Source organism: Thioalkalicoccus limnaeus (assembly GCF_041197575.1).
GTDB lineage: Bacteria > Pseudomonadota > Gammaproteobacteria > Chromatiales > Chromatiaceae > Thioalkalicoccus > Thioalkalicoccus limnaeus.
The window spans coordinates 1-24,648 of sequence record NZ_JBDKXB010000027.1 but is presented as its reverse complement, the minus strand read 5'-3'; the positions used below and the strand labels follow the sequence as shown (position 1 = coordinate 24,648).

Below are 24,648 nucleotides of genomic sequence, written 5' to 3'. Positions count from 1 at the left end.
GGGGATCCACCCGAGCCGAACACCATGGGCTCAGAAGGCCACGCCGTGCTTGGCGGCGACCATGAACATCAGCATCGGAAGCGACAGGATCGCGTTGACGCGGGAGGCGATCATCACGTGCCGCTTGGCCTTCGCGACGTCGACCGGAGCCGCCGACTTGGCCAAGCCGAGGATCTTCTTCTGGTTCGGCCAGATCACGAACCAGACGTTGATCAACAGGATGGTCCCGAGCCAGGCGCCGAGGCCCATCGTCAACCCGTAATACGAGGGTCCCGAGCCGATCAGACCGAGGCTGAAGGCATTGATGAACTGATCGGTCCGGAACAGGTACAGGGCCCCGGAGAGCCAGGTGACGACCGCGGCCCAGCGAAACCACAGCAGGGCGCGCGGGGCGATGTACCGAGCGATCGCCGCGGGTCCGGGCCCCTCGGCATCGGCGGTCGCGGCGGCCATCGCCGGCATCTGCACGAAATTGAAGTAGTACAAAAGGCCGACCCAGATGATGCCGGCGACGATGTGCATCCAGCGTAACAGGGGCAACTCCTGCAGATTGAAGACGCCGAACCCGGTCATCAGGTTCACGACCACCGCGAGGAGGACCGACAAGAGGATGCCGGCAATCCAGACACCCTTGATCGAATGGAGCGGATTCATGACGCAGCCTCCTTTAGCGGCTTCAGCCGCAACACGATTCGGCCAAATGGCCTGGGCCTTCGTGCGGCTGAAGCCGCACCTACAGGCAATCTGTCGGGTAGCTCCCGTGAGATAACATACGAGGTCGGGTTAGCGTAGCCTGATCCGACATCGAAGACCGAGTTGTACCGCTTGTTCTCGAATCGTTCGCGAAACACGCGCGAGGTCCGGCGGATCGGGCCAGGGCTAGGCCGACCGAACGATCCGGACGGCGGCCCGCATCTCGCCGGCAAGATGGCGCAACAGCCCGACGAAGGTCAGCGCCCAGGCCAGAAGCGCCACGTAGAGGGTGATCTCGGGTATCACCAGCAGCGACTCGAACTCGAGCGCCCTGGCCAACAGATAGGTGCTGGCGGTGTACATTCCGAGCGGGAAGACGCCCCCCCAGAAGAGCGGCGTGTAGGCGATGGGGATCGATCGCCGCCAATGAACCCACAGACTCAGCGTGATCAGCAAGGGTATCCACCAGCTACCGGCGGCCCAGAAGAACAGGGTCAGGCCTTTCAGATAGGGGACCAGTTCGAGCAACAGCGGCGATTGATCGCTATGCAGGATCAGCAGGGCCCCAGCCTGCGTGGCGATCGCGGTGGCGCCCATCGCGATCCAGTACGGGGGCGTGAACCCGGCCGGCTCCAACGCCAGGAAGGTCAACCGGTAGAAGACCAGCGCGATGATGTTCAGATAGAGCATGCAGCCCATCGAGTAGAAGGCGAGCGCGACGAACAGGATGATCTGTTCGTAGTTCGGGATCTGGTGCGCGATCAGGGTGCCGAGCACGGCGATCGATTGGGTCGCGACCGAGGCAATCAACCAGACGCCGCTTAAGCCTTCGATCAAGGCCGGCTTGCCTGGGTGCGTGATGATCGCCGTAAAGAAGCCATAGGTGATCAGGATCCAGAGCACTCCGGACAGGATCCACAAGCCGGTCGCGAGCCCGATCTGACCGGTCAGGGTCGCGACCTGCGCGCCCAGCACGCCGGACCCGGCCACCATCGTGAAATAGCCCGGACCCAGAATATGGCTTCGCAGGTCTTCCACGAACCGGTGCGGGGCCAGCCACAGGCGCAGGCCGGTCATGATCCACAGGACCGCGAACGCGAGGCTGTTGACGAGGAGCAGCGGCCAGGCGATCCAATGCAGGCCGAGCAGGCCGCTGGCGATCGATACGATACCGGTCGCCATGACCAGCGAAAAATAGGACGGCGGAAGGCGCTCGACCCATCCCCGGACGAGATGCCTGAGGTTCTCGGACCTTGTTGGTGACCGCATCGCTCGAATCCATCGTGGTGGGTGATCGGACGGGGTTCGGCGCCACCGGGCCGCGGCGATCGGTCGAGGGTCGGTCCGAGGTGCGCGAGGCTCGGGGCGGCCCAGGGCCGCCAGTGCAGCATCTTAGAAATCCCAAGGCCGTTCGTTGCCGTCAAGACTCGCAAGCCGACGATGACGACAACGATCGGAGACAGTCTCAGAACATCTGCACTGCTGCACCAGGAACCCTGGCGCCGCCCCTCCACCGCGGCGCGACGCGCCTTTGCGTCACCGGGTAGCCCCGCGATCCGCGAGCCGCCGTTGCGGCAGGACCTCCTGCTCGAGATAGGCGACGATCGCCCAGATCTGCTCCGGATCCAAATGGCTGAACTGCGGCATCAACCACTGCCCAGACCCGCCGGGGATGCCAACCGCAATGCGTTGGTAGAGCTGGGCTGGACCCTCGCCGGCCTTCAGCCGGCCCGCCGCCAGGTTCGTCGGCGGGATGTGACGGCCCGCATCGTCCCGGACATGCGGGGCCAACGGGCCGTCGCCCGCGCCGCTCGTACCGTGGCAGGTCGAGCAATTCGCCGCGAACAGCGTCCGGCCCTCGGCAATGCTCTCCCGGCTCGACGCCGGCCGCGCGGGAACCTGGATCGGCGTGGCCTGATGCGGGCGATCGACCCACAGCTGGTCGAGGACCCGGACCAACGAATCGACCTGCTCGTTGGACAAGGCCGGGAATCCGATCATGCCGGATCCGTGCAAGCCCTCGACGATCGTCCGCCGCAAATCTCGATCGCTCGCCACACCTTCCTCGGTCGACACGAACCGATAGGCCCCGGCCGTCAGGTCACGGGGATGGGTCGCGAAGGTCGGCGACCTGGCCCCGGGTCCCTCGCCATCGCCTTCGAGTCCGTGACAGCGCGCGCACTGGCTCACATAGAGCGCGTAGCCGGTTTGCGCGAAGATCCGCCCATTGGTGGCATCGGCCCCATCCCCGGATGGGTCATCCTGGCCCAACGCGGCGCGCGCCTCCTGCACCACGCCCTGGCCGGTTGGCCCGGACAGACCCACACCGATCACGACCATCAAGCCAATGACGGCGACCGTCAGATAGGTCATGTAGGACTTGTCGCTGACCAGCCGGTACTCCCAGCGATTCTGAAACTTCCGCGCGGCCGTGCGCATCACCTGATAGGGCCGAACGAAATAATTGACCGGTAGGGTCCAAGCGTGGATCAGCTTGGTGAACGGGAAGTAGGCGGCGAAGGCGAAGGCCGCCAGCACATGGATCTGCGTCAGGAGCGGCGCCGAGGCCATCAGCTCGGGCTGCGGCTGGAGCCGCCACAAGCTCGCAAACCAGGGCGCGGCCGTGTAGGAGGCGCCCCAGATCTGCTGGACAACGGCTTGATAGACGGCGACACCCAGGATCAGGAGCAGGAACAGGTGCACGATGTAGTCGTCCGGCTGACTCATCGCGCGGACCTCGGGGACCAGCGATCGCCGCACCAGCGCGATGGCCGAACCGAGCATCGCGACCACCCCGCCGATGGTGCCCATCCAGAAGAAGGCCGCGACCCAACTACCCCATCCGAGGATACCGCCGATCAGGCCCACGAGATGGCCGAAGAAGACCAGGAAGATCCCCCAGTGCAGCATGTGGGACGCCATACCCAGGATCCCACGCCCCTCGAAGATGCCGCTCGGACGCGTCGTCAGGCCGAACGGCCGGTAGATCATCCGCAGGAAAGGCACGACGAAGAAGAGCGTCAGCGCGACGTAGGGGAAGACCCCCCAGATCAGATAATTGGTCGTCAGGAGTGTGTTCATCGGCGTTCCATCCCAGTCAGTGACATGTCGTGAGACACGGTGGTCCCGATTCGCACGGGTATCGTCCTCTTCACCTCGGGCGCGAGCCAGACCGGGTCGTCGAGCAGACGCTCGAGGTCCTCCGCCACCGCGACCTCGAGCGCCTCGATCAACGAATCGTAGACACTCTCGTACTTCTGCAGACCCTTGCGCAACGCCGCCAGACCGGGCTGCAGATAGACCTCCACGAACCGCCGCCGCAGGCCAATCCCATCCCGCTCGGGGTGTCCTAAGCTCACCGCGAGAAACTCGACCATCGCCGGCACGAAATCGGGCAGCTCGCGTCCGCCGAGACTGAACCCGAAGTGCTCGTAGATGGCCGTGAGCTCGATCATGTACTGATTTCGCCCGCACGCGCCGGCACCCCGGCACGAATTGGGCTCTTCGTACATGTGCGCGCCAAGGTACAGCGGACAGGGCGGTGTCAGCTCGAGGGTCTGGGTGTACTCGTCCACGTCGTGCGCGGCCGGCTGCGCCAGGAAGCGCTCGATGCACTCGCGCACCGAGCTCGGGGGCACGGCCCCGAGACTCCGTTCCACCCGCCCGGTGTCGCGAACCGCCGGGTTGAGCAGCAACTCGGCGATGGCCCCGTAGATGGCCGTGAGATCCCAGCCGGCCGCGCCGGCTGCTCCGGATATCGGTCGTTGTGCTGCCATGGTCAGCTCCCCACGCCCATCTTGTTGCCGTGGAACTCGGTCCGCCGCCGCGGGCTGGCATCTGGGCTCAAGAGGTCGTAACCGGTGAAGCCACGTTCCAGGTACGGCGCGTTCAGCGTGTCCTCGGTGCGGGCCGTCGCGATCACGAAACGCTCGTGGAAATGCGCGAGCGCGAGCAGGCGATGCATGTGCCGGGCCTGTTGCACGGTCAGGCCTACCCGTTGAAGCACGCTCTCGTCGACGCGCCCCTCGACCCGCTCGAGCCGGCGGAACTCGCGCAGCGCGAGCTGGCGCAGCAAGGCCTTCTCGACCTGCTTGGTGTTGCCCGCGGCCAGCAGGCGCGCCAGATAGACGATCGGGATCCGGAACTCTTTGAGATCCGGCAGCACGGTGCCGCCATCGACCATGTCGAGCGTGCCGCGCCCATTGGCCGTGGCCGTCGCCACCGGGCTCTCCGGCGGGATGTAGAAGAGGCTCGGCAGCGTGCGGAACTCCGGATGCAGCGGCAGCGCGATCTCCCATTCCTTGACCATCTTGTAGACCGGCGAGCGGCGGCATGCATCCAGCCAGTTGTCCGAGATCCCCTGGCGCTTGGCCTCGGCGATGATCTCCGGATCGAACGGGTTCAGGATGATGCCGCGGTGCCGGTCGACCAACTCCATATCCGGCGCGTTCGCCGCCTCGGCGACCCGATCGAGGTCGTAGAGCAGCGGCCCGAGGTAGCGGATCCGCCCAACGCAGGCCTGGAAGCACATCGGCGGCTGCCCGGTCTCGAGACGCGGGAAGCACAGGATGCACTTCTCGGATTTGCCGGTCCGCCAGTTGTAGTAGGTTTTCTTGTACGGGCAGCCCGACACGCAATAGCGCCAGCCGCGGCAGCGGTCCTGGTCGATCAGGACCACGCCGTCCTCCTCGCGCTTGTAGTTCGCGCCCGACGGGCAGGAACCGACGCAGGCCGGGTTCAGGCAATGATTGCAGATGCGCGGCAGGTACATCATGAAGGAGTCTTGGAACTTCAGCAGCGCCTGCCGCGCCGCCGGCGTCATGTCGCTGAAGTTGTAATCGAGCTTCCCGGTACCCTCTTCATGGGTCCCGGCGCCGTTGTCCTCCCAGTTGACGCCGTAGGTCAGATCGATGTCCTCTTCGCCGGTGATCTGCGATTTGGGCCGGGCCACCGGCTGCGAGAACTTGGTCGGTTGCTCCGAGTGCAGATCCTCGTAGGTGAAGGTGAAGGGCCCCTTGCCATAGTAGTCGTCCATCTGTGGCAGGACCGGGTTGTAGAAGAGACTGATCATCTCCCAGAACCGCGACGCCTGGTTCAGCTTGGGGTGATCGGCCTCCGGATTCTCTTTCCAACCGCCGCGGTACTTGGCCTGGTTTTCCCATTCCCGTGGATAGCCGGCACCCGGCTTGGTCTCCACGTTGTTCCAGAACATGTATTCCGCGCCTTCGCGGTTGGTCCAGACGTTCTTGCACGCGATGGTGCAGGTCTGGCAACCCAGACACTTGTCCAGGTTGAACACGATTCCCATCTGTTGCTTGATACGCATGGCTAGGCCCCGATGCTGAGTTGAGACTCTTGGTAGATGACCTTGCGGCCGCGCTTCTCGAGCGGTTTCTTGCGAATCAGCACCACGCAATCACGCTCCGAGGGGCTGGTACCCTGGTAATTGAGCCAGTAGGTCCAGTTGGCATAGCCACCGACCATGGTCGCCGGGTTCATCATGATCCGCGTGGTCGCGTTGTTGTTGCCGCCGCGCAGATCGCTGACGCCGCGCTCCCTCGCCAACGACGAGAAGGGCACGTTCACATGGCGTTCGCACTGGTGATAGACGATCGACATGTCGCGCGGGACCGTATGGCTGACGACCGCGCGCGCGACCTGAATGCCGTTCTCGTTGAAGATCTCGACCCAGTCGTTGTCTGCGACCCCGATATCGCGCGCATCATCGTCATTGATCCAGACCGTCGGGCCACCGCGGAACATGTTCAGCATCTGCCACGAGTCGCCGAACATGCTGTGGATGCCCCATTTCTGGTGCGGCGTGATGAAGCGGAACAGTTTGGCCCCCTTCATCTTCAGGTCGGCCGGCGCGACATCGCCGATCGCGACCATGTCGACAGGCGGCTTGTAGACCGGGAAGTTCTCGCCGAGATCGCGGAACATCCGATGGTCGTAATAGATCTCCTGTCGCCCGGTCAGGGTGTGGAAGGGCTTCAGCGTCTCGATGTTCAGGGTCCAGGGACAATAGGTCCGCCCGTGGGTCTCGATCGCCGACCAGTGCGGTGACGTCAGGCTGCGCCTGGGCTGCGAGATCAGATCCGGGAAGTGATAGGCGACCTCGCGTTCGTGCTCGACCAAGTGCGACAGCGGCACGCCGGTGCGCTCCTCGAGCTTCTTGAACATCTGATACGAGAGTTCGCCATCGCTCTCCGGCGACATCCGCAGGATCACCTCGCAGACCTGCGCGGCCCTTTCCAGCGACGGACGGCCATCCTTCTCGCCGATCAGATAGCTCTCCTTCATCTGCTCGTAGGCCTCGGCCAGATCGCCCTTGATGCCTTTCGCGCCATAGCCGTTCGGCTTGGTCACGGCCGGCCCGAGCGTCGTGTACATATCATGGATCTTGGTGTAATCCCGCTTGACGATGGAGACGTTCGGGAAGGTCTTGCCCGGCACCGGCTCGCTCTCGCCGGTCCACCAGTCGCGCAGTTCGCCGAGCGGCTGTGCCAACTCGTCCGGCGTGTCGGTGTTGAGGGCCGTCATTACCAAGTCTTCGACGGGATCGGGCAGATGGGTCCGCGCCAGCTCACTGATCTTCTGCGCGACCAGCTTGAAGGCGTCCCAATCGTGCTTGGTCTCCCAAGCCGGGTCATGGGCCGGCGTGAACGGGTGCAGGAACGAGTGCAGGTCCGTGCAGGTCACGTCGTGCTTCTCGTACCAATGCGCGGTGGGCAGGACGATGTCCGAGTAATTGGCCGACGAATCCATGCGCAGATTGACGTTGTAGATCAGGTCCAGCTTGCCGAGCGGCGCCTCGTCCTCCCCCCAGTCGATCTCATGGACGAAATCCTTCGCGCGACCCTCGCCACCCAGCACATTGTTGTGGGTGCCGAGCATGTGCTTGAGATTCAGTTCGTGCCCACGCATGCTGGTGCCGATCAGGTTGCCGCGGTAGATCCACAGAACCTTCGGATGGTTCTTCGGCGCATCGACGTTCGGCAGCGCGAACTTGAGCTTGCGTTCCTTAAACTGATTGGCGATCCATTGGCGGACCTGGTCGATGGTCTCGCAGCCGGCCGCACGCGCGTCCTTGACGACCTGCAAGGGGTTCGTCTGATCGAACTGCGGGAAGAAGGGCAGCCAGCCGTTGCGCACCGCAATCGCGTTCATGTCCGCCGCATGGTTGGCCTTTTCCGGCATCCTCTTCGCGCTTGGCGCCCACAGGGGATCCAGCGTCATGCCGTCGTAGCGCCACTGGTCCGTGTGGAAATAGAAGTAGGAGGTCGAGTTCTGCTGGCGGCCGACGTTGCCCCAATCCACGGCGTTGCCGAGCGTCCCGATAGCCGCGACATTGCGGATCTTCTCGGTCCCGACGTAGTGCGCGAAGCCGCCGCCCTGCTTGCCCTGACACCCGGTCAGGATGCCCATCACGGCCTCGGAACGGTAGGTCAGCGAGCCACCGTGGTACCAGTGCAGGATGCCGGAGCCGGTGATGAACAGGCACCCGCCCTGAGTCTTCTCCGCGGTATCGGCCCACTCGCGCGCGACGCGGATCACCAGGTTGCGATCGACCCCGGTCTCCTGCTCCTGCCAGGCCGGCGTGTAGGCCTGCGAGGCGTCGTCGTAGTCCTTCGGATAGCCGTCGCCGGAGAAGCCGCGATTGACGCCGAAATGGGCGAGCAGCAGGTCGTAGGCGGTGGCAACCCGCACCTTGGTGCCGTCGGCCTTGGTCAGGACCCGGCTCGGCACGCCACGCAGCGTCTTGCGCGCCTTCTCGCCGCGGATCGCCGTGGTCCCGAACTCGACGTTGAAGGTGTCCGTGAAATCGGCGTACTCGACGATCGCCTCCTCGTAAGGCCCATCGACCAGCGTGAGCATCGGTTCGAAGTTCTGGCGCGTGATCGCGTCCTCTTTCTTGAGATTCCAGCGTCCGGTGGTCTGCTCCTCCCAGCGGAAGCCGACCGAGCCACCGGGCAGACGCAGCTCACCATTGCGATCGAACAGCGGCAGCTTCCAGTCGGCCAGCTCCTCGTTCGCATACTCGGCGACATCGGCAGCACGCAGGAAACGGCCGCTGATATAGTGGTCGCCCTCCTCGTCGAGGATCACCAGGAACGGCAGATTCGTGTACTGCGCGACATAATCGTGGAAATACTCGGAGCGCCGGTTGACGTGAAACTCTTGCAGGATCACGTGGATGCACGCCAGGATGAAGGCTGCGTCGGTCCCGGGGCGGGCCGGGATCCACAGATCCGCGAATTTGGTGACATCCGAGTAGTCCGGCGACAGATTGACCAGCTTGCCGCCGTTGTACTTGTGTTCCGACGCGAAGTGGGCGTCGGCCGTCCGGGTCATCGGCAGGTTCGAGCCCATGACGATCCAATAGGATGCCTGGTACCAATCCGCCGACTCGGCGACGTCGGTCTGATCGCCCCAGATCATCGGCATGATGTGCGGCAGATCGTGGTACCACTCGTAGAAGCTCAGCATCGCCCCGCCGAGCAGATTCGACAGCCGGTGGCCGGATAGGAAACTGACCATGCTCATCGCCGGGATCGGCGAGAAGGACGCCAGATGGTCGGGACCGAACTCCTTGATCGTATAGACCTTGGCCGCGGCGATGATCTCGGTCGCTTCGTCCCACGAGGTGCGCCGCCAGCCGGCCTTGCCGCGCGCGGACCGGTAGGCCTTGGCACGGTCCGGGTTCTCGACGATCGCCGCCCAGGCAGCCACCGGATCCTTGCCGGCCGAGCGCTCGGCGCGCCAATAGTCGAGCAGCACGCCTCGCACATAGGGATACTTCGGCCGCACCGGACTATAGGGATACCAGGACGACGAGATCCCGCGTTGACAGCCGCGCGGCTCGTAATTCGGAGTATGGTCGTTGATCTGCGGCCAATCGGTCTTCTGCAACTCCCAGGTGATCATGCCATTCTTGACGAAGACCTCCCAAGAACAGGAACCGGAGCAATTGACACTGTGGCTCGTACGAACCGATTTGTCATACTGCCAACGGCGCCGGTAGAAGTCCTCCCAACTGCGCGATTCGTCCAATTCACGGAACCAGCGCGATGCCTGCTTGCCATTGCCGTCTTTCATTGCTCGTGTGCCTCTTTGGTTGTCGGTCCGTCTGTTGAATCGGACTGCTCCGAATACGCGATCGAGAATGCCTTCACGAAGGGACGAAAATCACGCACGGTGCCGTAGATCGCCACCACCGCATGGCGCGTCTCATCGAAGACCAGATTGACGGCCTCGGACCGCCCGATCGGATGCGGAACCGCATTGTTGTCATGATCGACCCAGTCCTCGCGCATCGCTTGCAGCGAGACGTAAAGCAGGTCGCCATTCGGGTGCACCTGCCACCAGATCCGATAGTCCCAATCCGCGAGCCGGATTTCGGTCTGAAAGGTCTGCGCGTCGGGATCCTGGGGATCGATCTCCCATTGCAGGACATCGACCCCGGTGTCGTAGGCCAGCGCCTCGCGCGGGCCAGATAAGGGGCTTGGCCCGCCCGGGCCGTAGCCGGCCTTTGCGGCGACATCGACACGACCAAGCGCAACGGCCAGCAGATCGGCCTCCGGCAGCTCGCCGTCCTCGAGCAACTCGGCCTGCAACGGCGTCATCGGACGCCCGCCGCCAAGCATCGCGCTCCCGCCATCCAGATGACCGCCGAGGTCCTTCGCCAGACCGATGTCGCTCGCCAGGACCCGATCCTTGGCCAGCTCTGCCGAACTGCGCAATGGGACCTCGGCGATGAACGGCGCTACCCGGCGAATCTGGATGTCGGCAAAGGCGGCTCCTTGCAGCGTCTCGCGTATCTCCCGTTCCATCGCCGCGACCTTCGACTCGTCGCGTGTATTCGGCTTGAATTCGACCTCGACCATGGGTCCGACGGCGAGGATCTCGCCGACGAAACCGGCGGCGACGATATCGCGCGAGAAGCCGGGATAGGCGACCTGGCGCAATAACTCACGTACCTGATCTGAATCCGCGTTCGTCATGTCGCTGTGACCCCCAGCCCTATGCATGGATGATCCAGAAGCCGCCGATGCGACGAGACATCCGAGCGATTCGAACGCTCGCCGTCATGCGACGTCTGCGCATTCCATTGAGCAATGACCATGCCACGCAGAAGCGACCAGGGATGACCAGGCAACCAGACTCGGACGCTATTGCCAGATGGCGTGCCAGATGAGGGTTCGAATAGGGCTGAATGACCGTGACGAGGGTGTCGGCGCGGGAGCCAACGCCGCCGCATCGAACCGGTCAACGCGACAGATTGTCCCGCCGCGCTCGGAGGGCTGGTTCAATGTGTCCCAAGGTCCCGCGACCGGGGACCTCGAAGGCGACGCCCTGTCTATCAATCGTCCCGAAAGTAATCGGAGGCGGCTCGCGGCGACCGTCGGCGGGAGGGATCCCGCCGTCGAGCTGACACGGACGTCCTTGCAGCGTGTCGCAGCGAGCCGTCTGCGATGACTTTTGCAACCCTCGATATCAGGCGCCGCCCGCGTGGGGACAGGTGAAGGCATCGGCCGACACGGCCTCGCGCGCCGGCCCACCGAAGGGCTCGGGCGCGACCGCGCGATCCTCGCACTCGGCCTCCAGCAACAGATCGAGCCAGGCGGCCAATTCGGGCAGCGGCGCTCGAGCTTCGCAGCGCGTTAGGCCTTCGCCCAGCACGCCGCGCCAGCGGCCGAGGTGGTCCTGTAGAAAGGCCCGAGCCGCATCGGTGGCGATCTCGAGCGCGTCTTGCCAACCCTGGACCCGCGCGTAGGCCTCCCGAATGAGCAGGGAGGCGTAGAATTCGAGCTGCACGATGAGCAGGTCCGGACGCTCCGGCATATCGATGCGCAGATCCATGCCGAAGGCCTGGTAGAAGCCGCTGATGTCGGCGAGGTCGGCGGCCGGGCCAGCCAGGTTCCGGGCGCTGCCATAGGCGGCCGCATGCAGCGGACAGAGCGTTTGCCCGAGAAAAAGCCGCCCATGTTCGGCCCGCAGCCGCTCCTCGTCACAGGCCATCCAGGCCGCGAGAAGCCCGGTCAGGGCGACCGGCGCATCGTCGGTCGCGGCGACGAGCCACGCCAGATCCTGCCCGATGGCTTTGACGTGTCCGCTTCCGGGTTCCGGGTAGGTGAGTGCCGCCGCAAGCACCTGAAGGCGCCGAGCTCGGTTCAGCAGATCCTGCGCCCTCGCCTCCTCCTGATCCGTGATCGGCCCGTTCACGACTCACTCCTCGATGCGCAGCGGAATCCAGACGGACCACGACTTGCGCGCACCGACTTCTTGGTTGTGGCCGTCCCACACGGCCAACGCAACCATGCTCTCGCTACCGGGCAGCAACTCCGGATCGTCCGCTGTCAGCGGGATCATCGGGCGCGTGAAGGCCACACGCCAAGTTCCATCCCGCCAGACACCCCAACCATCGGCCTTCTGCACGGGTTTCACTGTCACGGTTCCCCAACCTTCGGCCACCTGGTCGAGTACCGGGCTATCGAAGGGCCGCGAGACCGGATTGTCCACACCCAGGGCCCCGGTGAAGGCGCGCGCGTCGGTCAGATTCAGTACCTCGTCCGGGTACAGGTCCACCAGCGCGAAGGGATAGAGATCGCGGATGCCGGGGCTGCCCTTCTCGAGGTCCCGCTGAAAGGCGGCCCGCCACTGCATGATGTTCACGAGCCCGCCCGAATTGCCCATCATCGGGCTGGCCGGCGACTGAACCGGGAATTGAATGGCCGCCTGATCGCCAAAGGTATCCGGAACCAGAAGGTCCCGCGGATTTGCGTCGCGCCACTCCAGCAACACCCCGATCCAGCGTCCGTTGTGGGCCGCGCGAACCCGCACCTCCGTGACAGCAATGTCCGCATGATGCGGCAGGGTCACCACCTGGGGCTGCATCCCGACACGGGTCACGGGCGCGTCGACCCAGAAGTCGGCGTCGGGATCCTTGAGCGGCCCCGCTGCCTCCACGGCAATGACGTCGATACTGTCGTTGGCGGAGGCCCCAGCGAGAAACACAGCCGCCATCAGCGCCAGAGGAAACCATCGGGTCGGTATCCGCAACATCGTCGTTCCTCCGGCTCAGGTAACGTTGGTCCGGTACGCGTCGAATCTCGCGTCGTAGGCCTCGCGGATGTAAGTGGGCTCCGTCATCGGCACCCGTACCAGCTCCGCACGCTTTTCGTCGTAACCGATCACCCTGTTCCCCTCGATGCTGAAGTGATGAATGATCTCGTTCGTTGCGCCGAATAGCAGCATGGCCGCCAGCAGCTTCCGGTCGTCGCTGGCGCGCCGGTAGATGGCGATCGCCTCCTCGACCCCGTGGCCGAACATCTGGCGCAGGTAGGGCGGCGGCACATGCACCGGAGGGATGTAATAGGTATTGGGTTCCAACCCAAACTGGGGATATAGCGGCTTGGCGATCTTCGCACCATGGATGATGTAGTCCATGGGGTTGTCTTCGCGCGCCGCCTCCGGCGTGGCGAGGAATCCCTGCAAACGGATCTTGCCGATGCAGGTGATGGTGCACTGGGTCTGTCGGTTGTTCTCGATGGCCGGATAACAGCCGATGCATTTCTCCGAGACCCGCGTCATCGGATTGAAGAATACCTTCTTGTACGGGCAGCCCTTTACGCACTCCCGGTAGCCGCGGCAGCGATGCTGATCCAGCAGCACGATGCCATCCTCGGGACGCTTGTAGATCACCTGGCGCGGGCACGCCGAGAGACAGGCTGGATAGGTGCAGTGATTGCAGATGCGCGGCAGGTAATACATCCATTGCATGTGCGGCATGCGCATCCAGACGCCCTGAGCCATCTCGCTGGTAGAGTCATCCTCGCCGATGTTCGGGTTGGCATAATCCTCGTCGGTCGGCTGGTAGCCGAGGACAATCTCACCGGCGGGGGCCGCCTCGAACAGCGTCTTGCCGCTGTAGACAGGCCCGTTCATCCGCTGCACACCGAGCTGATCCAGGATGGTCACATCCCAGCCCAGCGGGTAATAGCCATAGGGCTTGGTTTCGACATTGTTCCAGAGCATGTACTCCTGGCCGCGCCCCGAGGTCCAGGTCGTCTTGCAGGCCACGGTGCACGTCTGGCAGGCAATGCACTTGTTGGTATCGAAGATCATCGCGAACTGCTTCGTCGGACGCGCGCCCTCGAAGGGATAGGGCATCTCCCGACCGATCTGCCAGTTGTAAACATTGGGCATGTCTGAACTCCTCAAGACGGTGTCTTGTCGGCTGTCGTCAGATAGTCTCCGCGCAGGTAACGTTTCAGCGCATCGCTCTCCGCGGAGGGACGCAGCCCGAGGGTGACCGGTCGCCAGACGCCCTCGCCGCCGATGCCGCCGGGCTCGGCCAACGTGATCTTCGCCATCGCTTCCCGGGGTGCGCCGGTGACACAATGCACATCGGCCGCGAATCCCTGGCCCTGGACGTGCGAGAAGAGGCGTCGCCAAACCAGCGTGTTGGTCTGGTGCGTCGGCTTGAGCCAGGTGCGCGTCAGGCTCTGGTGTCCGCCGTAGCGGAACATCGACTGGTAGTTGGTCTCCGGGTTCTTGGCGAGGCCATCCTCGCGCGTCTCGTGGCCCATCACGGAGCCGGGCGTCGCCATGTAGCCGTTGAACCACATGCGCGTGATGCCCCGCGGGGTGCCGGGGTAGTACCGCGCGCGAGCCATCAGTCGCGCCACCTTGTAATCGCCCTCGCGCCCTGCCTGCTGCCAGCCGCGGAACGGCAGTTCCTGCGGATCGCCATCGATCCACACGTAGTCGCCATCGGCGACGCCCAACTCCTTGGCGTCCGTGGGATTGATATCCAGATAGAGCTCGCTGGCCCCCGGTGTGCGCTTGTCACGCCGGTAGATGTCGCCGAACGGCCCGAACAACATCATCATGTAATCGGTATCGATGGGCGTGGTGTGAGCGCCGTGGCGATACTTGGGGGTATGGAAGACGTACCGGAAACCCTGATCGAGCAGTGGATGCCTAGTCTGCAGAAGGGTCTCGCCGTCCAGCAGGATATTGCGCATCTGACGCGTCTGGTGACCGCGGTCATCCACGGCGATCCCCCAGTCGGCAGGACGTCTCGGCCGGATCGCCGGATGGGCCCGCGCCAGGATCGCGCAGGGCTCGTAGAAGGTGGAGTCGGACGGTTCACGGTAAACGACCAGATTCTCGCCCGCCTCGATGAACTCGGGCTCCGGCCGGTAGAATTCCAGGCGTCCGGTCCGCGTGTACCAGGGTTTCGACTCATGCACCTGTTCATAGCTGAAGACGCGCGGATAGGTGCGGTTGTTCACCAACGCGGGGATGCCTTCCCGGGCCAGTCCGTTCAGGTTGTGGAAGCGGTAACCCCGCAGATTGGCCGAGTGATCGAGGATTCGCTGCAGATAGACATCCACCCGGTTGCGTTCCACGAAGTGCCACAGGTCGCGGAAGCGCCGATCACCGGTCTCCTCGGCCAGCGCCCGCCCCACCAGCATGTAGGTCTCCATGTCGTGCACGGTGTCGTGGGTGCGCCGGAGCGGCGTGGCCGGGAAGACCTGCAAGAAGGGATTCGTATTGGACGCGGTCATGTCCGGGTACTTGAACTCCATCCAGGAGTCCACGCCATAGACGATGTCGCTGTACTCGCACGAACCCGTCCACCACCAGTCGTTGTAGACCACCAGGTCGCAGCGAGGAAGCGTGTTGTTGACCAGGTCGTAGTGGCCCTTCTGGTTTCCCAGACTCGAATTGGAGTTGATCTGCCAGATCGCCTTCGTGGGCGTCGGGACGTGGCCGCCACTGGTGATGGTCTTGTCCCCCGCTTCCATGATGCGCTCACCGTTGGCCCAGTAATGCATGGACTCGTAACGGATGGTGCTGCGCGTCGAGACCTCGCCGTCGGGATCCAGCTGGACAGCGAAGGGGTCCTCGGAGGTCCACTGACCCGCGCCGGAGAACAGGGTCACGCGGTAGTTGCCTGCATAGCTTCCGATGTTGCCACCGTGCCGGCCGATGCTGCCGGTCAGTGCGAGCAGCAGGAAGATGGCGCGATCCTTGTTGTCGTTGTTCCAGAACTGATTCGGCCCCATGCCGCACGGGATCAGCGTCTTGCCCGCATGGCTCGCCACGTCGCGGGCCAGGTTCTCGACCGCCTCCCGGGGCGCCCAGGTGACAGCCTCCACCTGCGCGGGCATCAGATTGTCGTCGATATAACGCCGGGTCAGATCGAAGACCGGGCGCACCTCGAGGGTCTTGCCGTCCACCGTGCTGACCTGGAAGGAACCCTCGAGGGCCACATCGATGCCGAGCGCGTCGAAGTGATCGCCCAATTGGTCGGTACCCACCGCCACGGGGCCACCGGATTTCTTGTCCCAGACCACGAAATCCGCGAACGCATCCTTCAGGTCGTGGGGGATGTAACGTCCCTGCTGCTGATGCACAGGCGGCGCAACCTCGTCCGCGCCCAGCAGGTGGGTCGCGTTGTCCGGCTTCCGATCGAGATGGCCTGCGAACAGATCTCGTGCCGACAGACGATCGAGTGTGTCCATACGCACCAGTGCGGGCAGATCCGTGTAGCGGCGCACGAAATCGGCATCGTAGACGCCTTCGCGCATGATGACTCCGGCCATGCCGAGGGCCAACGCCGGGTCCGTACCGGGTCGGATCACCAGCACCTCGTCGCATTTGTTGGCCGTCGCCGAATACTCGACGGTGACCGCCACCGTCTTCGCGCCCTTGAGTCGTGCCTCGGTCAGCCAGTGGCTATCCGGCATCTTTGTGCAGATCCAGTTCATGCCCCAGACGATGATCAGCTCGGCATGCTCGGCGTCGTGGAGCTCGAAGTCGTTGGTCTGGTCGCCGCACACCATCGTGTGCCCCGGCGGCAGGTCGGTATGGAACGAGTAGGAATCCCACGCTCCCGAGCCCTTGGCCTGCTCCGGTGCCACGCCACGCACGTGATGGTCGAGCAATGCCATGCCATTGCCGACGCGGAATGCACCCAGGATGCGGGTGGCTCCCAGCTTGGCCATGCCACCGCGCATCTTGAACGTCCGCGTGCCAGCTCCCTCCATCGCCTCGATCATGAATGGGTGATAGCCCTGCGCCTCGAGTCGGCGGCGGCCCTCCTCGCCCGAGTAGGTCTCGGCGATATTCCGCAATGCTCGGGCATGGTATTTCGCCGCCTCGGCGTGGGGGATCTTCACCCAGCTATCGCGACCTCGATGGAAAAACTCACGCGGCGGCATCCCGGTATGCGCATCCCTCGGGAACCCGCTGTCGACCCAGTCCTTGAACCCCCGGCGAACCAAGGCACCCTTGACGCGGCGGTCGCTGTACAGACGACGCGTCAGTACCAAACCCTTCTGGCAGCAACGCGGGTCCCAGCGGGACGAAGCACGGTTGCCGGCGAGGTCCGTCGCCTTGCTATACCCGTAGGTGGGCTCGATCCGCGTGAGGATCTTGTTTTTGTGGAACGCACGCAGCAGGCAGTTATGGGTGTCGTTCGGCGCACAGGTGAAGACGAAGGAACCGTCGCTACGGTAGATATCCCGGTAGATCTGCTCCCAGCCCCGGTTCGGATAAGCGGCCAAAGGGTTGTCGACCCTCACGGGCGCCAGGTAGCGGAACTGGGCGAGCAGCTGGTCCGGGGCCGCCAGCGCCCCGAATCCAGCCACCCCCGCCATCCTTAGAAAGCGTCGACGGGACGTCGAGAACTCGTCGGATCGATCGGTCATGGCGGTCCTCCTCTCGCGGGTGGCCGAAACGCAGCCACTTGTCTGTTCTCACGAGGGTTACACCTTTTATCCGCACAAGTACTTGATCCGGATCAAGACCCGCTGGACGAATCCTGGATTGGATTGTCGCGAAGGAGCAACGTCCGGCCGATCCGCCAGTTTGCGGCTTCAGCCACATCAAGGCGACGGCCAATGGCCGCCGCGACCGGATTGCGTTGCGGCTGAAGCCGCACCTACGCCGAGTTGCAGCTGAAGCTGCACCTACAGGGCTCTTTACCGCTGGGTATCGAATCTCGGCACAGGACCACAGCCCCGCGGCGGATCCGTCCGGGGCAGCGCCGGACGAAATGGAGGGCCAAGATGCACGCTTATGAAACCGATATCGTCGCCTGGGCGAACGAGCAGGCCCGTCTGCTGCGCGCCCGTCGGTTCGAGGAACTCGATATCGAGCACATCGCCGAGGAGATCGAAGACGTGGGCAAGAGCGAGCAGCGCGAGTGGGCCAACAGAATGGCCCCCTTTGTTGGCCCATCTGCTCAAGTGGCGGTATCAACCCGAGCGTCGCGGGGCAAGTTGGCAGGTCACCATCCGCAATCAACGGCGCGGCATCCTGCGTCGGCTCGAGGAGACGCCGAGTCTGCGCGGCCATCTCCGAGAGCCGACCTGGTGGGCGGCGGTCTGGGATGACGCCATCGCACAGGCGGCTCAGGAGACAGGATTGGCCGAATTCCCCGAACAATGCCCGTGGACCGAGGCCGAGGTGTTAGCCGAGTCCTGGCTTCCGGATTAGTACTTCGTCTTGTCCGCCCGTCAGCGCGCCGCCGGCAACCTCTTCCCTCGACGTTCGCGATCAGGCGGCATCAACCGGGTTGTCCTTGGTCGGTGGGCAGCGCAAGACACAGCTGACAGGCATCTACCGCCTGCCCGGATGGATGGGCAGGCGCCCTCGCCTCAGTCGCCGCGCCGCGGCAGGCATTGGTCGTAGCGTTCCATCAGATAGCCCAAACAGTCCTGCCGGATCACGGTGAGGTCCGCGGTCAGCATCGAGGGCATCGCCGACACCTTGAGGCGCAGTTCGCCATCTTCGAGCACGAAGAATCGGTTGGCCACGTCGCGTCCGCGTTCATCGCGCACGTCGAGCAGGGCTGGCACCGCCGCGCCGGCCTCGGCACGGACGCGTGCGAAGGCGGTCCCAGCGGGGAGTTCGCGGAAGTTGAGCCGTTCGAGTTCCGGCGACAGGATCAGCGTCGGCTGCGCCGGTGGGAAGCCGAACCGGATATCGGCGGGCACGCGCATCTGCGCGACCGTGTGGAACAGGTCGATGTCCTGCGCCGGTACCGGATACTCCGGGAGTTCCGAAAGGTGCAGGCAGGCGTTGATGAATTCCCGGGCCTGGGCGACACCATAGGCCTCGCCGGCCTTGCCGCATTCGAGCGTCACCGCCGGGCCGAGCGCGGCCATCGCCTGGGATTGCACGCCTCGCGGCCTGAGGAAATAGACGACGGTGCGCGAGAAGAGCGTCGCCAGATGCAGGAACCGATTGTCGATGACATTGACGCAGGCGTAATGGGGGTTGGCACCGGTGTTGTTGTGCAAGTCGATGCTCGCGAACAGACCGCGCGCACGCATCGCCTCGACCACCGAGGCCATCAGCGCATGCTCGGGCGTCGCTGGCAGCTCACTGCCGGGCCAGACTCGGTTGTAGTCCGGCTGCCCCGGCAGCCGGCGCTGGCCATGGGCTGCCGCGGCCACGTTGCCGATGAACAGGCTCAGCGCCCGCGGCAACCCGAATCGCCCGTGACGTTCGAGACCATCACGCAGCGACAGGCGCACCGCGTCCCAGCCGACCGGCTCGTTGCCGTGCATAAGCACCGACACGAACAGCGGCGGCTCGCGCTCCCCCGGCAGGTGGATCAGCGTCGGCCCCGGCAGCACGCGGTGCAGATCCGTCGGCGGGCAATCCAGCAGCCCCTCGGGCAGGGCCTCGAGTATCGTGAGTTCAACAGGTGTATCGGACATGCGTATGCGTATGCGTATGCGTGTGCGTGTGCGTGTTCGGTCTGCGCCGGCGCCGCGGAGGCGAGGTCCCGACGATAACAAGGAGCGGTGCCGGTACGATAACCGAAACCGGCGCAGCACCGGTGAAACGGCTCGGGGCCCAGCCGCCCGCGGCGGTCAATCGAGCGGCCACTCGTGCACCGGCCGCCCGGTCGTCTGCTGGGCCAGGTAGGCCGCGGTCAGCGCCTCCATCTGGTTGCCGTGGCGGGCAACCCAGGCGCGCGCCCAGGCACTGCCGGTGCGCTGGGTACGCGCGCGCTCGCGCACGATGCCGAGCCAGCGGTCGCGCTCGTCGGCGTCGATGCCCAGGGCCGCGAGGCCGGCGTCGGCGCGCGGTAGCAGGTCCTCGAGGATCAGCCGCCACAGCGGGATGCGCGTCCCGTCGGTCCAGCGCACCGCTGCGCTCAGTCCAAAGCGCGCGGCCCGATAGAAGTTCGCCCGCGCCTGCACGAACGGGATCAGCGCCGGCAGCGGCGAGTGTTCGGCTGCGAGCGCGTGCAGGCACCCGAACAGGAAGGCCGCGTTGGCCACATCGTCCGCCGCCGACGGCCCGGATGCGACGACCCGGTGCTCCAGGCGCAAGTGCGGCCGCTCCCAATCCGGGCCGTCGAAGCCGATCAGCGGCCGGTTCCACCGCCAGATGGTGCCATTATGCAGGCGCAGATGCGCAAGGGCCTCCGGTGGCGTGTCGTGCAGATGCGGCAACAAGACCTCGTAACGCGATAGGTTAGACTCGAAGACCTCCAGCACCGACCGCTTCGCGTAGCGGATCCCGAAGCCGACCCGTTGACGCAGCCGCGGTCCGCCGACCGCCACCGCCTGCTCGAACAGCGGCACGCGGGTCTCGGCCCAGAGCTCGCGCCCGAACAGGTAGGCCGCATTCGCGCCAAGGGCCACCATCGGCGCGGCCAGGATCTTGCCCAGGTTGAACATCAACGCCGACTCCCCCGACTGCATCCGGATGTGGATCTGAAACGACGTGGCGGCCGCCTCCAGCATCACATCCGGCTGTTCGATCGCGATCGACTGCTGACCCCGGATCTCGAGCTGGATCGGTGTCCCGCCGCGCAGCCGCAAGATCTGCTCATTCAGCGCCCGGTAGCGATCGCGTGGCGTCATCTGGGCCAGGACCAGGTGTTCGGGGCGGATCGTCGGCAGGATGCCGATGCGCAGAATCCGCGCCCCCAACGGCACCGCGGCCGCCTCGCAATGGGCCAGCGTGCGCACCAGTTCCGCGTGCAGGTGCGACAAGGCCCGGCCGGTAAGCGGCTGTGGTGTACCGTTCAGCTCCAGGTTGAAGCGGGCCAGTTCCGGCACGACCAGCGGGTCATCGACGCGCACGAGCAGCTCGTCGATGAGCGGGGCCGGCGCCATCTGCCGGTCCACGAGCCAGGCCTCGAGCTCGAAGCCGCCGGTACGCGGCCCGGTGCAGAAACGCTGCTCGTCGAACCAGCGACGGAGAAGGGCCGTCTCCGCAGCCAAGCGCCTAGAGAATTCCGCGAAGTCGGCGGCGCTGAACTCACTGGCGCCGATCGTCTGGCCCATCGTCGTCTCCCGTGCGGCGGATCAAGCCTGAAATCGACCGCCCCGCCCTTATCGACCTTCTTGAGGAGGGGCAAGATTAGGGTAGTGATAGGGCCTGGGAAATCCAACGGCGCAAGGGAGGATAAGCGGCAAGCGACCATGACCAGCGCTAACTGACTTGGCTGATGCCTTTCCGCTGGCTGGAAGGGCCCAAAGGTGGCCTTTAGTCACCCTCGGCCCCTGTCTGTCCCGGATCGTCAATCGATACCTGACCCCCGTAGCTGCACTGGCAGGTGCTGTCGTCGGTCAGTGCGGGCATACCGTTCAAGCTGACGCGGGACGAGCCAGAGGTCCAGGGGCTCGCAACCGCCGGGATGCAGGGCGCTGGCGTATGCGCACCGTTCGCGGCGGTGGTGGCCGCCGCGACCGCCGGGTTGCTCTGGGTGTTGCACATCCCAAAGCTCGTGATATTCGTGAGCGGCGCGAAGTCCATGATGGTCGCGACCAGCTTGTCGCGGGCCTTGGAGCTGGCCTGGCCAGTCGTGATCAGGCTGCCCGGTGAGAGCCCCTGGCTGCAGCTCAGGCTCGCCCCGCTCACGACCAGCTTGCCCATCTCGGTCGCCCCTCAGACCAGCCGATCGAAGGCGTCGCCCATAATGCCGGCGGCATCGAGCTGCGGCCGGCGGACGGTCATGTTGTCGAGGCTGAGATCCAGCCCGTCGCGCTCCGACCAAGCGACCGGGAAGGTGACGCCCAGCTCCATGTCCGGGCCGAACTCGCCGAGCGTGCGGCGCCAGGGCCCCCAGGTCTTCTCGATGCGGCCGATCCAGACGTCGACCCCGGCACTGACCGAGGCATTGACGCCGACGCGGAACTTGGGCCTGGCATTGGCCTCGACGGTGGTCCGGAGCGCAAAGCCGTCGGTCGGGCTCCAGCGGACGTTGACCGCGGCCGAGGCGTCGGCTTCGATGCCGAGCGTGCCGTCGAGCCCGACCCGGCCCTGGACGTAGGCCACCGCGAGGCGAGCCCGCAGCCCGCCGCCGAGATCGAGGGTGAGGCCGGTATAGGCCGGCACATAGAACTGGGCGTTGCCCTCGACCGTCGCCTCCTGCGGCTGGTCGAGGTCGATCGTGGCGGTGACGAAGGTCTCGCGCAGCTCGCCGGGGCCGACCCGCGCCTCGAAACGGACGACGGCGTCGACGAAGGCGAAGATGCCGATGCCGATGCCCGCGACCGACACGCCCCAGATGGGGAACTCGGGCGGGGCGACGCGCAACAGGTCGCGCTGGTAGACCCGTTCGGGGAACAGGGGCTGCGGCTGCACGCGAATGGTGCCGGTGATGATGGTCCGGCCGTCGGGGGTATATTCGAGGCCGGCGGTGCCCTTGAGGAAGCGGCCGAAGGCGATGGTCGCCTCGCCCCGGCCGAAGATCGTGAGCTCGCCGATGGTCCCGTCCTCGACCGGGTTGCCCTCGTCGTCGAGCTGCCGGTTGGTGGCCGTGACCTGGAGCCAGCCCGACGCCGGCCCGCGCGCCACCTCGGCGCGGCCGGTGGCGGTGACGGCCCCGCCGTCGTAGGCGATGGTGAGGGTGCCGGTGGCGCCGGCGGCGGCGAGCGTCGCCGAGCCCTCGCCGGAGATGGCCCAGGTGCCGTCGTCCGGGTTGCGCACCGCGCGCACAGTCAGGGTCGCATTCTGGACACCTGGCAGCCGAGCCACCGGGAGAGAGATGTCTTCGGCGGCGAGTCGCAATCCGCGGGTGCGGTCGTAGGCGACGGTGATGGTGCAGCCGGCGAGCACGCCGCCGAGATTCAGGCTGCCGTCGACCGTCAACGCCTCACGGGAGATTCCGATGGTGACGGTGCCGGACTCGACCCCCGGCAGCCGGCCGGAGGGCACCCCCAAGGTGGCGGAGCCGGAGAGCGTATCGCTGCCCAGCGAATAGCGGACGCGGACTTCGGCCGGGTCCAGGAAATCCATCTCCGGGCGGAAGACACCCTCCAGGATGGTATCGGTCCCATCGGCGCGTGCCGTGAGGCTGCCGTCACCGACGTGATCGACGACGAAGGCGGCCACGCCCTGGATGAAGAAGCCGGCCTCGCCGACTCCCATCTCCAGCGCGGCTTCCGTGACCCGAGCCGGTCCGAGACGCAGCCGTTCGGTGGGGATCGGGAATTGGATGACGACTTCGTCGCCGCGGAGCAGGATCGGGATGGAGAGTTGAGGAAAGAGTGCCTTGAGGGTGACGATCGAACCCTCGGCCGCGAGCTCCCCGTCGTCGGTGATGCGCACGTCGGGAAAGGTTACCGAACTCAGTGGCCGAAACGTGGCGTTGCGGAACGCGGCCGACAGACTGTCCCGCGTGACGTAGCCCCCGAAACCCAGCCGCGGGTCGTGACGTACGGCGAGTTCCTGGTCCTGTTCCGACACTTCGAAGATGTCGGTCCCCCGGCGGCGGCGCGTTTTGCGCGCCATCAGGCGGGCGATCACTCCTCCTTGCCCCTCGGTCGTCGGCGGGGCGAACTCGGCGACGCTCGTGACGTCGATGCCACGGAAGAAAAAGCGCGGAATTTCGAGTGTTTCGCCGTTGCGGCTGACGGCGAAGCGGATCGCCCGGCCGCCGTCGGAGCCCGGAAAGACATTGATGTGGGTCGGCGTCTCCCCTTCGGCGAAGCGGAACCCCTGCTGCACGAGTTCGGGCTCGGTCAGGGCGGTGAAGTGGCGGAGGTGCGCGCCTTCGGCGATCTGGTCCGCGGTCCAGAACGTGTTGGTGGTGCCGAACGAGCCGGCCTCCACAGTGCGGAACCGTAGTGTCCAGTTGCGCCGGACGAGCAAGGGATCGGACGGCAGTCGTTCGAGCAGCGTCGTCGCTCGCGCGCCCGCCGCCGTGCCTGCGGTACGCGCACCCTGCAACGCTTGCCGTATGGAGGTGTTGATGTTGTTGTTGATCCCGGAGCCGGACGCGCGGTTCAGCCCGCTGTCGAGCAGCCACATGTTGTCGCCGGCATCCTTGCCGCCGAGCTGAAGCTCCAGAATATGGTCGGCGTCCAGGCGGGCATCGCCGCCCTGGGGGCCGAGCATCGGCCGGAGCACGCCATCGTGGTTCGCCAATTCCGGCACGGTGCCGACGAGCAGATTGCTGGAGCTGGCGGCCGTCGCGCCGGTGCGCCTTAGGACGTAGACGGGGGCACCGCTGCGCACCACCGATGCCGCGTTACCCTGCTCGTTGATCCGAGCGGTCAACGCGGTTTCGACGTCCTCCGCCAGATGCTCGCGGGCATGCGCCACCCAGGTGGCGTAGGCTTGGCCTTCGGGCCGCGGTCCGACCTTGCCCAGCCGGAACGGACGCTCTTCGACCGGCAGGGTTCGTCCGGTGTCCGCGACCGGCTCGGCCGCGCCGCCCGCGGCGCCCTTGAGCGCACCGCCGATCCTCGGCAGGCCGAGGCTCGGCAGGGTCAGTTCCGGATCGCCGCCCTCCGCCGGCGCCACGTCCACGGCCCAGCCGCTTTCGCCATTCTGCTCGAGACGCGTGAGTTGGTCCTCGCCGTCGGCGCGCCGCGCCCTCGCCGTCCCGCCCTGTTGTTGGACGGTGTGCACCGCCTCGTGGGCGATCAGGCGCTGGCCTTCGGTGGTCTCGGGCCGGTACTCGCT

Annotated in this window: 16 protein-coding genes and 1 pseudogene; 2 read left to right on the top strand and 15 right to left on the bottom strand. The window is 65.4% G+C overall.

Annotated features, from left to right (window positions below; genetic code table 11):
• Positions 1–30: 30 nt before the first annotated feature.
• The 11 genes from ABC977_RS15220 to ABC977_RS15170 form a co-directional block, all read right to left on the bottom strand.
• On the bottom strand, positions 31–654 hold the full coding sequence (locus tag ABC977_RS15220) for a urate hydroxylase PuuD (protein WP_369668128.1): 624 nt from the start codon (positions 652–654) through the stop codon (positions 31–33).
• 225 nt (positions 655–879) lie between these two features.
• Complete coding sequence (locus tag ABC977_RS15215) at positions 880–1,962, bottom strand: tellurite resistance/C4-dicarboxylate transporter family protein (protein WP_369668127.1); 1,083 nt, start codon at positions 1,960–1,962, stop codon at positions 880–882.
• A 267-nt stretch (positions 1,963–2,229) separates the two neighbouring features.
• The gene (gene narI, locus ABC977_RS15210; RefSeq protein ID WP_369668126.1) at positions 2,230–3,774 is read right to left on the bottom strand and encodes a respiratory nitrate reductase subunit gamma; all 1,545 of its coding nucleotides are present in this window, start codon (positions 3,772–3,774) and stop codon (positions 2,230–2,232) included.
• Complete coding sequence (locus tag ABC977_RS15205) at positions 3,771–4,469, bottom strand: nitrate reductase molybdenum cofactor assembly chaperone (RefSeq protein ID WP_369668125.1); 699 nt, start codon at positions 4,467–4,469, stop codon at positions 3,771–3,773. The genes narI and ABC977_RS15205 overlap by 4 nt, the downstream gene beginning before the upstream one ends.
• A gap of 2 nt (positions 4,470–4,471) precedes the next feature.
• A complete protein-coding gene (narH, locus tag ABC977_RS15200; RefSeq protein ID WP_369668124.1) occupies positions 4,472–6,019 on the bottom strand; it encodes a nitrate reductase subunit beta in 1,548 nt (515 codons plus the stop codon).
• Positions 6,020–6,021: 2 nt separating this feature from the next.
• Positions 6,022–9,792, bottom strand: a complete 3,771-nt coding sequence (locus ABC977_RS15195; RefSeq protein ID WP_369668123.1) for a nitrate reductase subunit alpha — start codon at positions 9,790–9,792, stop codon at positions 6,022–6,024.
• Positions 9,789–10,724 carry a hypothetical protein gene (locus ABC977_RS15190; RefSeq protein ID WP_369668122.1) on the bottom strand — a complete coding sequence of 312 codons (936 nt, stop codon included), beginning with the start codon at positions 10,722–10,724 and terminating at the stop codon, positions 9,789–9,791. Before ABC977_RS15190 ends, ABC977_RS15195 begins: the two co-directional genes overlap by 4 nt.
• A 466-nt stretch (positions 10,725–11,190) precedes the next feature.
• Complete coding sequence (locus tag ABC977_RS15185) at positions 11,191–11,919, bottom strand: TorD/DmsD family molecular chaperone (protein WP_369668121.1); 729 nt, start codon at positions 11,917–11,919, stop codon at positions 11,191–11,193.
• A gap of 3 nt (positions 11,920–11,922) precedes the next feature.
• Positions 11,923–12,759, bottom strand: coding sequence for an ethylbenzene dehydrogenase-related protein (locus ABC977_RS15180; RefSeq protein ID WP_369668120.1), 837 nt, complete (start codon positions 12,757–12,759; stop codon positions 11,923–11,925).
• A gap of 15 nt (positions 12,760–12,774) precedes the next feature.
• On the bottom strand, positions 12,775–13,902 hold the full coding sequence (locus tag ABC977_RS15175; protein WP_369668119.1) for a 4Fe-4S dicluster domain-containing protein: 1,128 nt from the start codon (positions 13,900–13,902) through the stop codon (positions 12,775–12,777).
• A gap of 11 nt (positions 13,903–13,913) precedes the next feature.
• A complete protein-coding gene (locus tag ABC977_RS15170; RefSeq protein WP_369668118.1) occupies positions 13,914–17,417 on the bottom strand; it encodes a molybdopterin-dependent oxidoreductase in 3,504 nt (1,167 codons plus the stop codon).
• 360 nt (positions 17,418–17,777) lie between these two features.
• On the opposite strand from ABC977_RS15170, the pseudogene ABC977_RS18325 reads away from it, so the two are divergent.
• Positions 17,778–17,873: pseudogene (locus tag ABC977_RS18325) on the top strand (DUF29 family protein); the annotation flags it as partial.
• Between the two features lie 64 nt (positions 17,874–17,937).
• Complete coding sequence (locus ABC977_RS18320; protein ID WP_439849196.1) at positions 17,938–18,207, top strand: DUF29 domain-containing protein; 270 nt, start codon at positions 17,938–17,940, stop codon at positions 18,205–18,207.
• Between the two features lie 161 nt (positions 18,208–18,368).
• On the opposite strand, the gene ABC977_RS15160 is transcribed toward ABC977_RS18320, so the two are convergent.
• The 4 genes from ABC977_RS15160 to ABC977_RS15145 form a co-directional block, all read right to left on the bottom strand.
• Positions 18,369–19,436 (bottom strand): M14 family metallopeptidase, encoded by a 1,068-nt coding sequence (locus ABC977_RS15160; protein ID WP_369668117.1) that lies wholly within the window; start codon positions 19,434–19,436, stop codon positions 18,369–18,371.
• A gap of 156 nt (positions 19,437–19,592) precedes the next feature.
• On the bottom strand, positions 19,593–21,020 hold the full coding sequence (locus tag ABC977_RS15155) for a glutamate-cysteine ligase family protein (RefSeq protein ID WP_369668116.1): 1,428 nt from the start codon (positions 21,018–21,020) through the stop codon (positions 19,593–19,595).
• Positions 21,021–21,222: 202 nt separating this feature from the next.
• The gene (locus ABC977_RS15150) at positions 21,223–21,612 is read right to left on the bottom strand and encodes a DUF4280 domain-containing protein (RefSeq protein ID WP_369668115.1); all 390 of its coding nucleotides are present in this window, start codon (positions 21,610–21,612) and stop codon (positions 21,223–21,225) included.
• A 12-nt stretch (positions 21,613–21,624) separates the two neighbouring features.
• Positions 21,625–24,648 (bottom strand): eCIS core domain-containing protein (locus ABC977_RS15145; protein WP_369668114.1); only part of this gene is annotated, 3,024 nt, incomplete at its 5' end.

Bases quoted from the DNA above. Each gene is read 5' to 3' on its own strand.
- ABC977_RS15220 (WP_369668128.1), bottom strand. From the start codon at position 654: ATGAATCCGCTCCATTCGATCAAGGGTGTCTGGATTGCCGGCATCCTC.
- ABC977_RS15215 (WP_369668127.1), bottom strand. From the start codon at position 1,962: ATGCGGTCACCAACAAGGTCCGAGAACCTCAGGCATCTCGTCCGGGGA.
- narI (WP_369668126.1), bottom strand. From the start codon at position 3,774: ATGAACACACTCCTGACGACCAATTATCTGATCTGGGGGGTCTTCCCC.
- ABC977_RS15205 (WP_369668125.1), bottom strand. From the start codon at position 4,469: ATGGCAGCACAACGACCGATATCCGGAGCAGCCGGCGCGGCCGGCTGG.
- narH (WP_369668124.1), bottom strand. From the start codon at position 6,019: ATGCGTATCAAGCAACAGATGGGAATCGTGTTCAACCTGGACAAGTGT.
- ABC977_RS15195 (WP_369668123.1), bottom strand. From the start codon at position 9,792: ATGAAAGACGGCAATGGCAAGCAGGCATCGCGCTGGTTCCGTGAATTG.
- ABC977_RS15190 (WP_369668122.1), bottom strand. From the start codon at position 10,724: ATGCATAGGGCTGGGGGTCACAGCGACATGACGAACGCGGATTCAGAT.
- ABC977_RS15180 (WP_369668120.1), bottom strand. From the start codon at position 12,759: ATGTTGCGGATACCGACCCGATGGTTTCCTCTGGCGCTGATGGCGGCT.
- ABC977_RS15175 (WP_369668119.1), bottom strand. From the start codon at position 13,902: ATGCCCAATGTTTACAACTGGCAGATCGGTCGGGAGATGCCCTATCCC.
- ABC977_RS15170 (WP_369668118.1), bottom strand. From the start codon at position 17,417: ATGACCGATCGATCCGACGAGTTCTCGACGTCCCGTCGACGCTTTCTA.
- ABC977_RS15160 (WP_369668117.1), bottom strand. From the start codon at position 19,436: ATGTCCGATACACCTGTTGAACTCACGATACTCGAGGCCCTGCCCGAG.
- ABC977_RS15155 (WP_369668116.1), bottom strand. From the start codon at position 21,020: ATGGGCCAGACGATCGGCGCCAGTGAGTTCAGCGCCGCCGACTTCGCG.
- ABC977_RS15150 (WP_369668115.1), bottom strand. From the start codon at position 21,612: ATGGGCAAGCTGGTCGTGAGCGGGGCGAGCCTGAGCTGCAGCCAGGGG.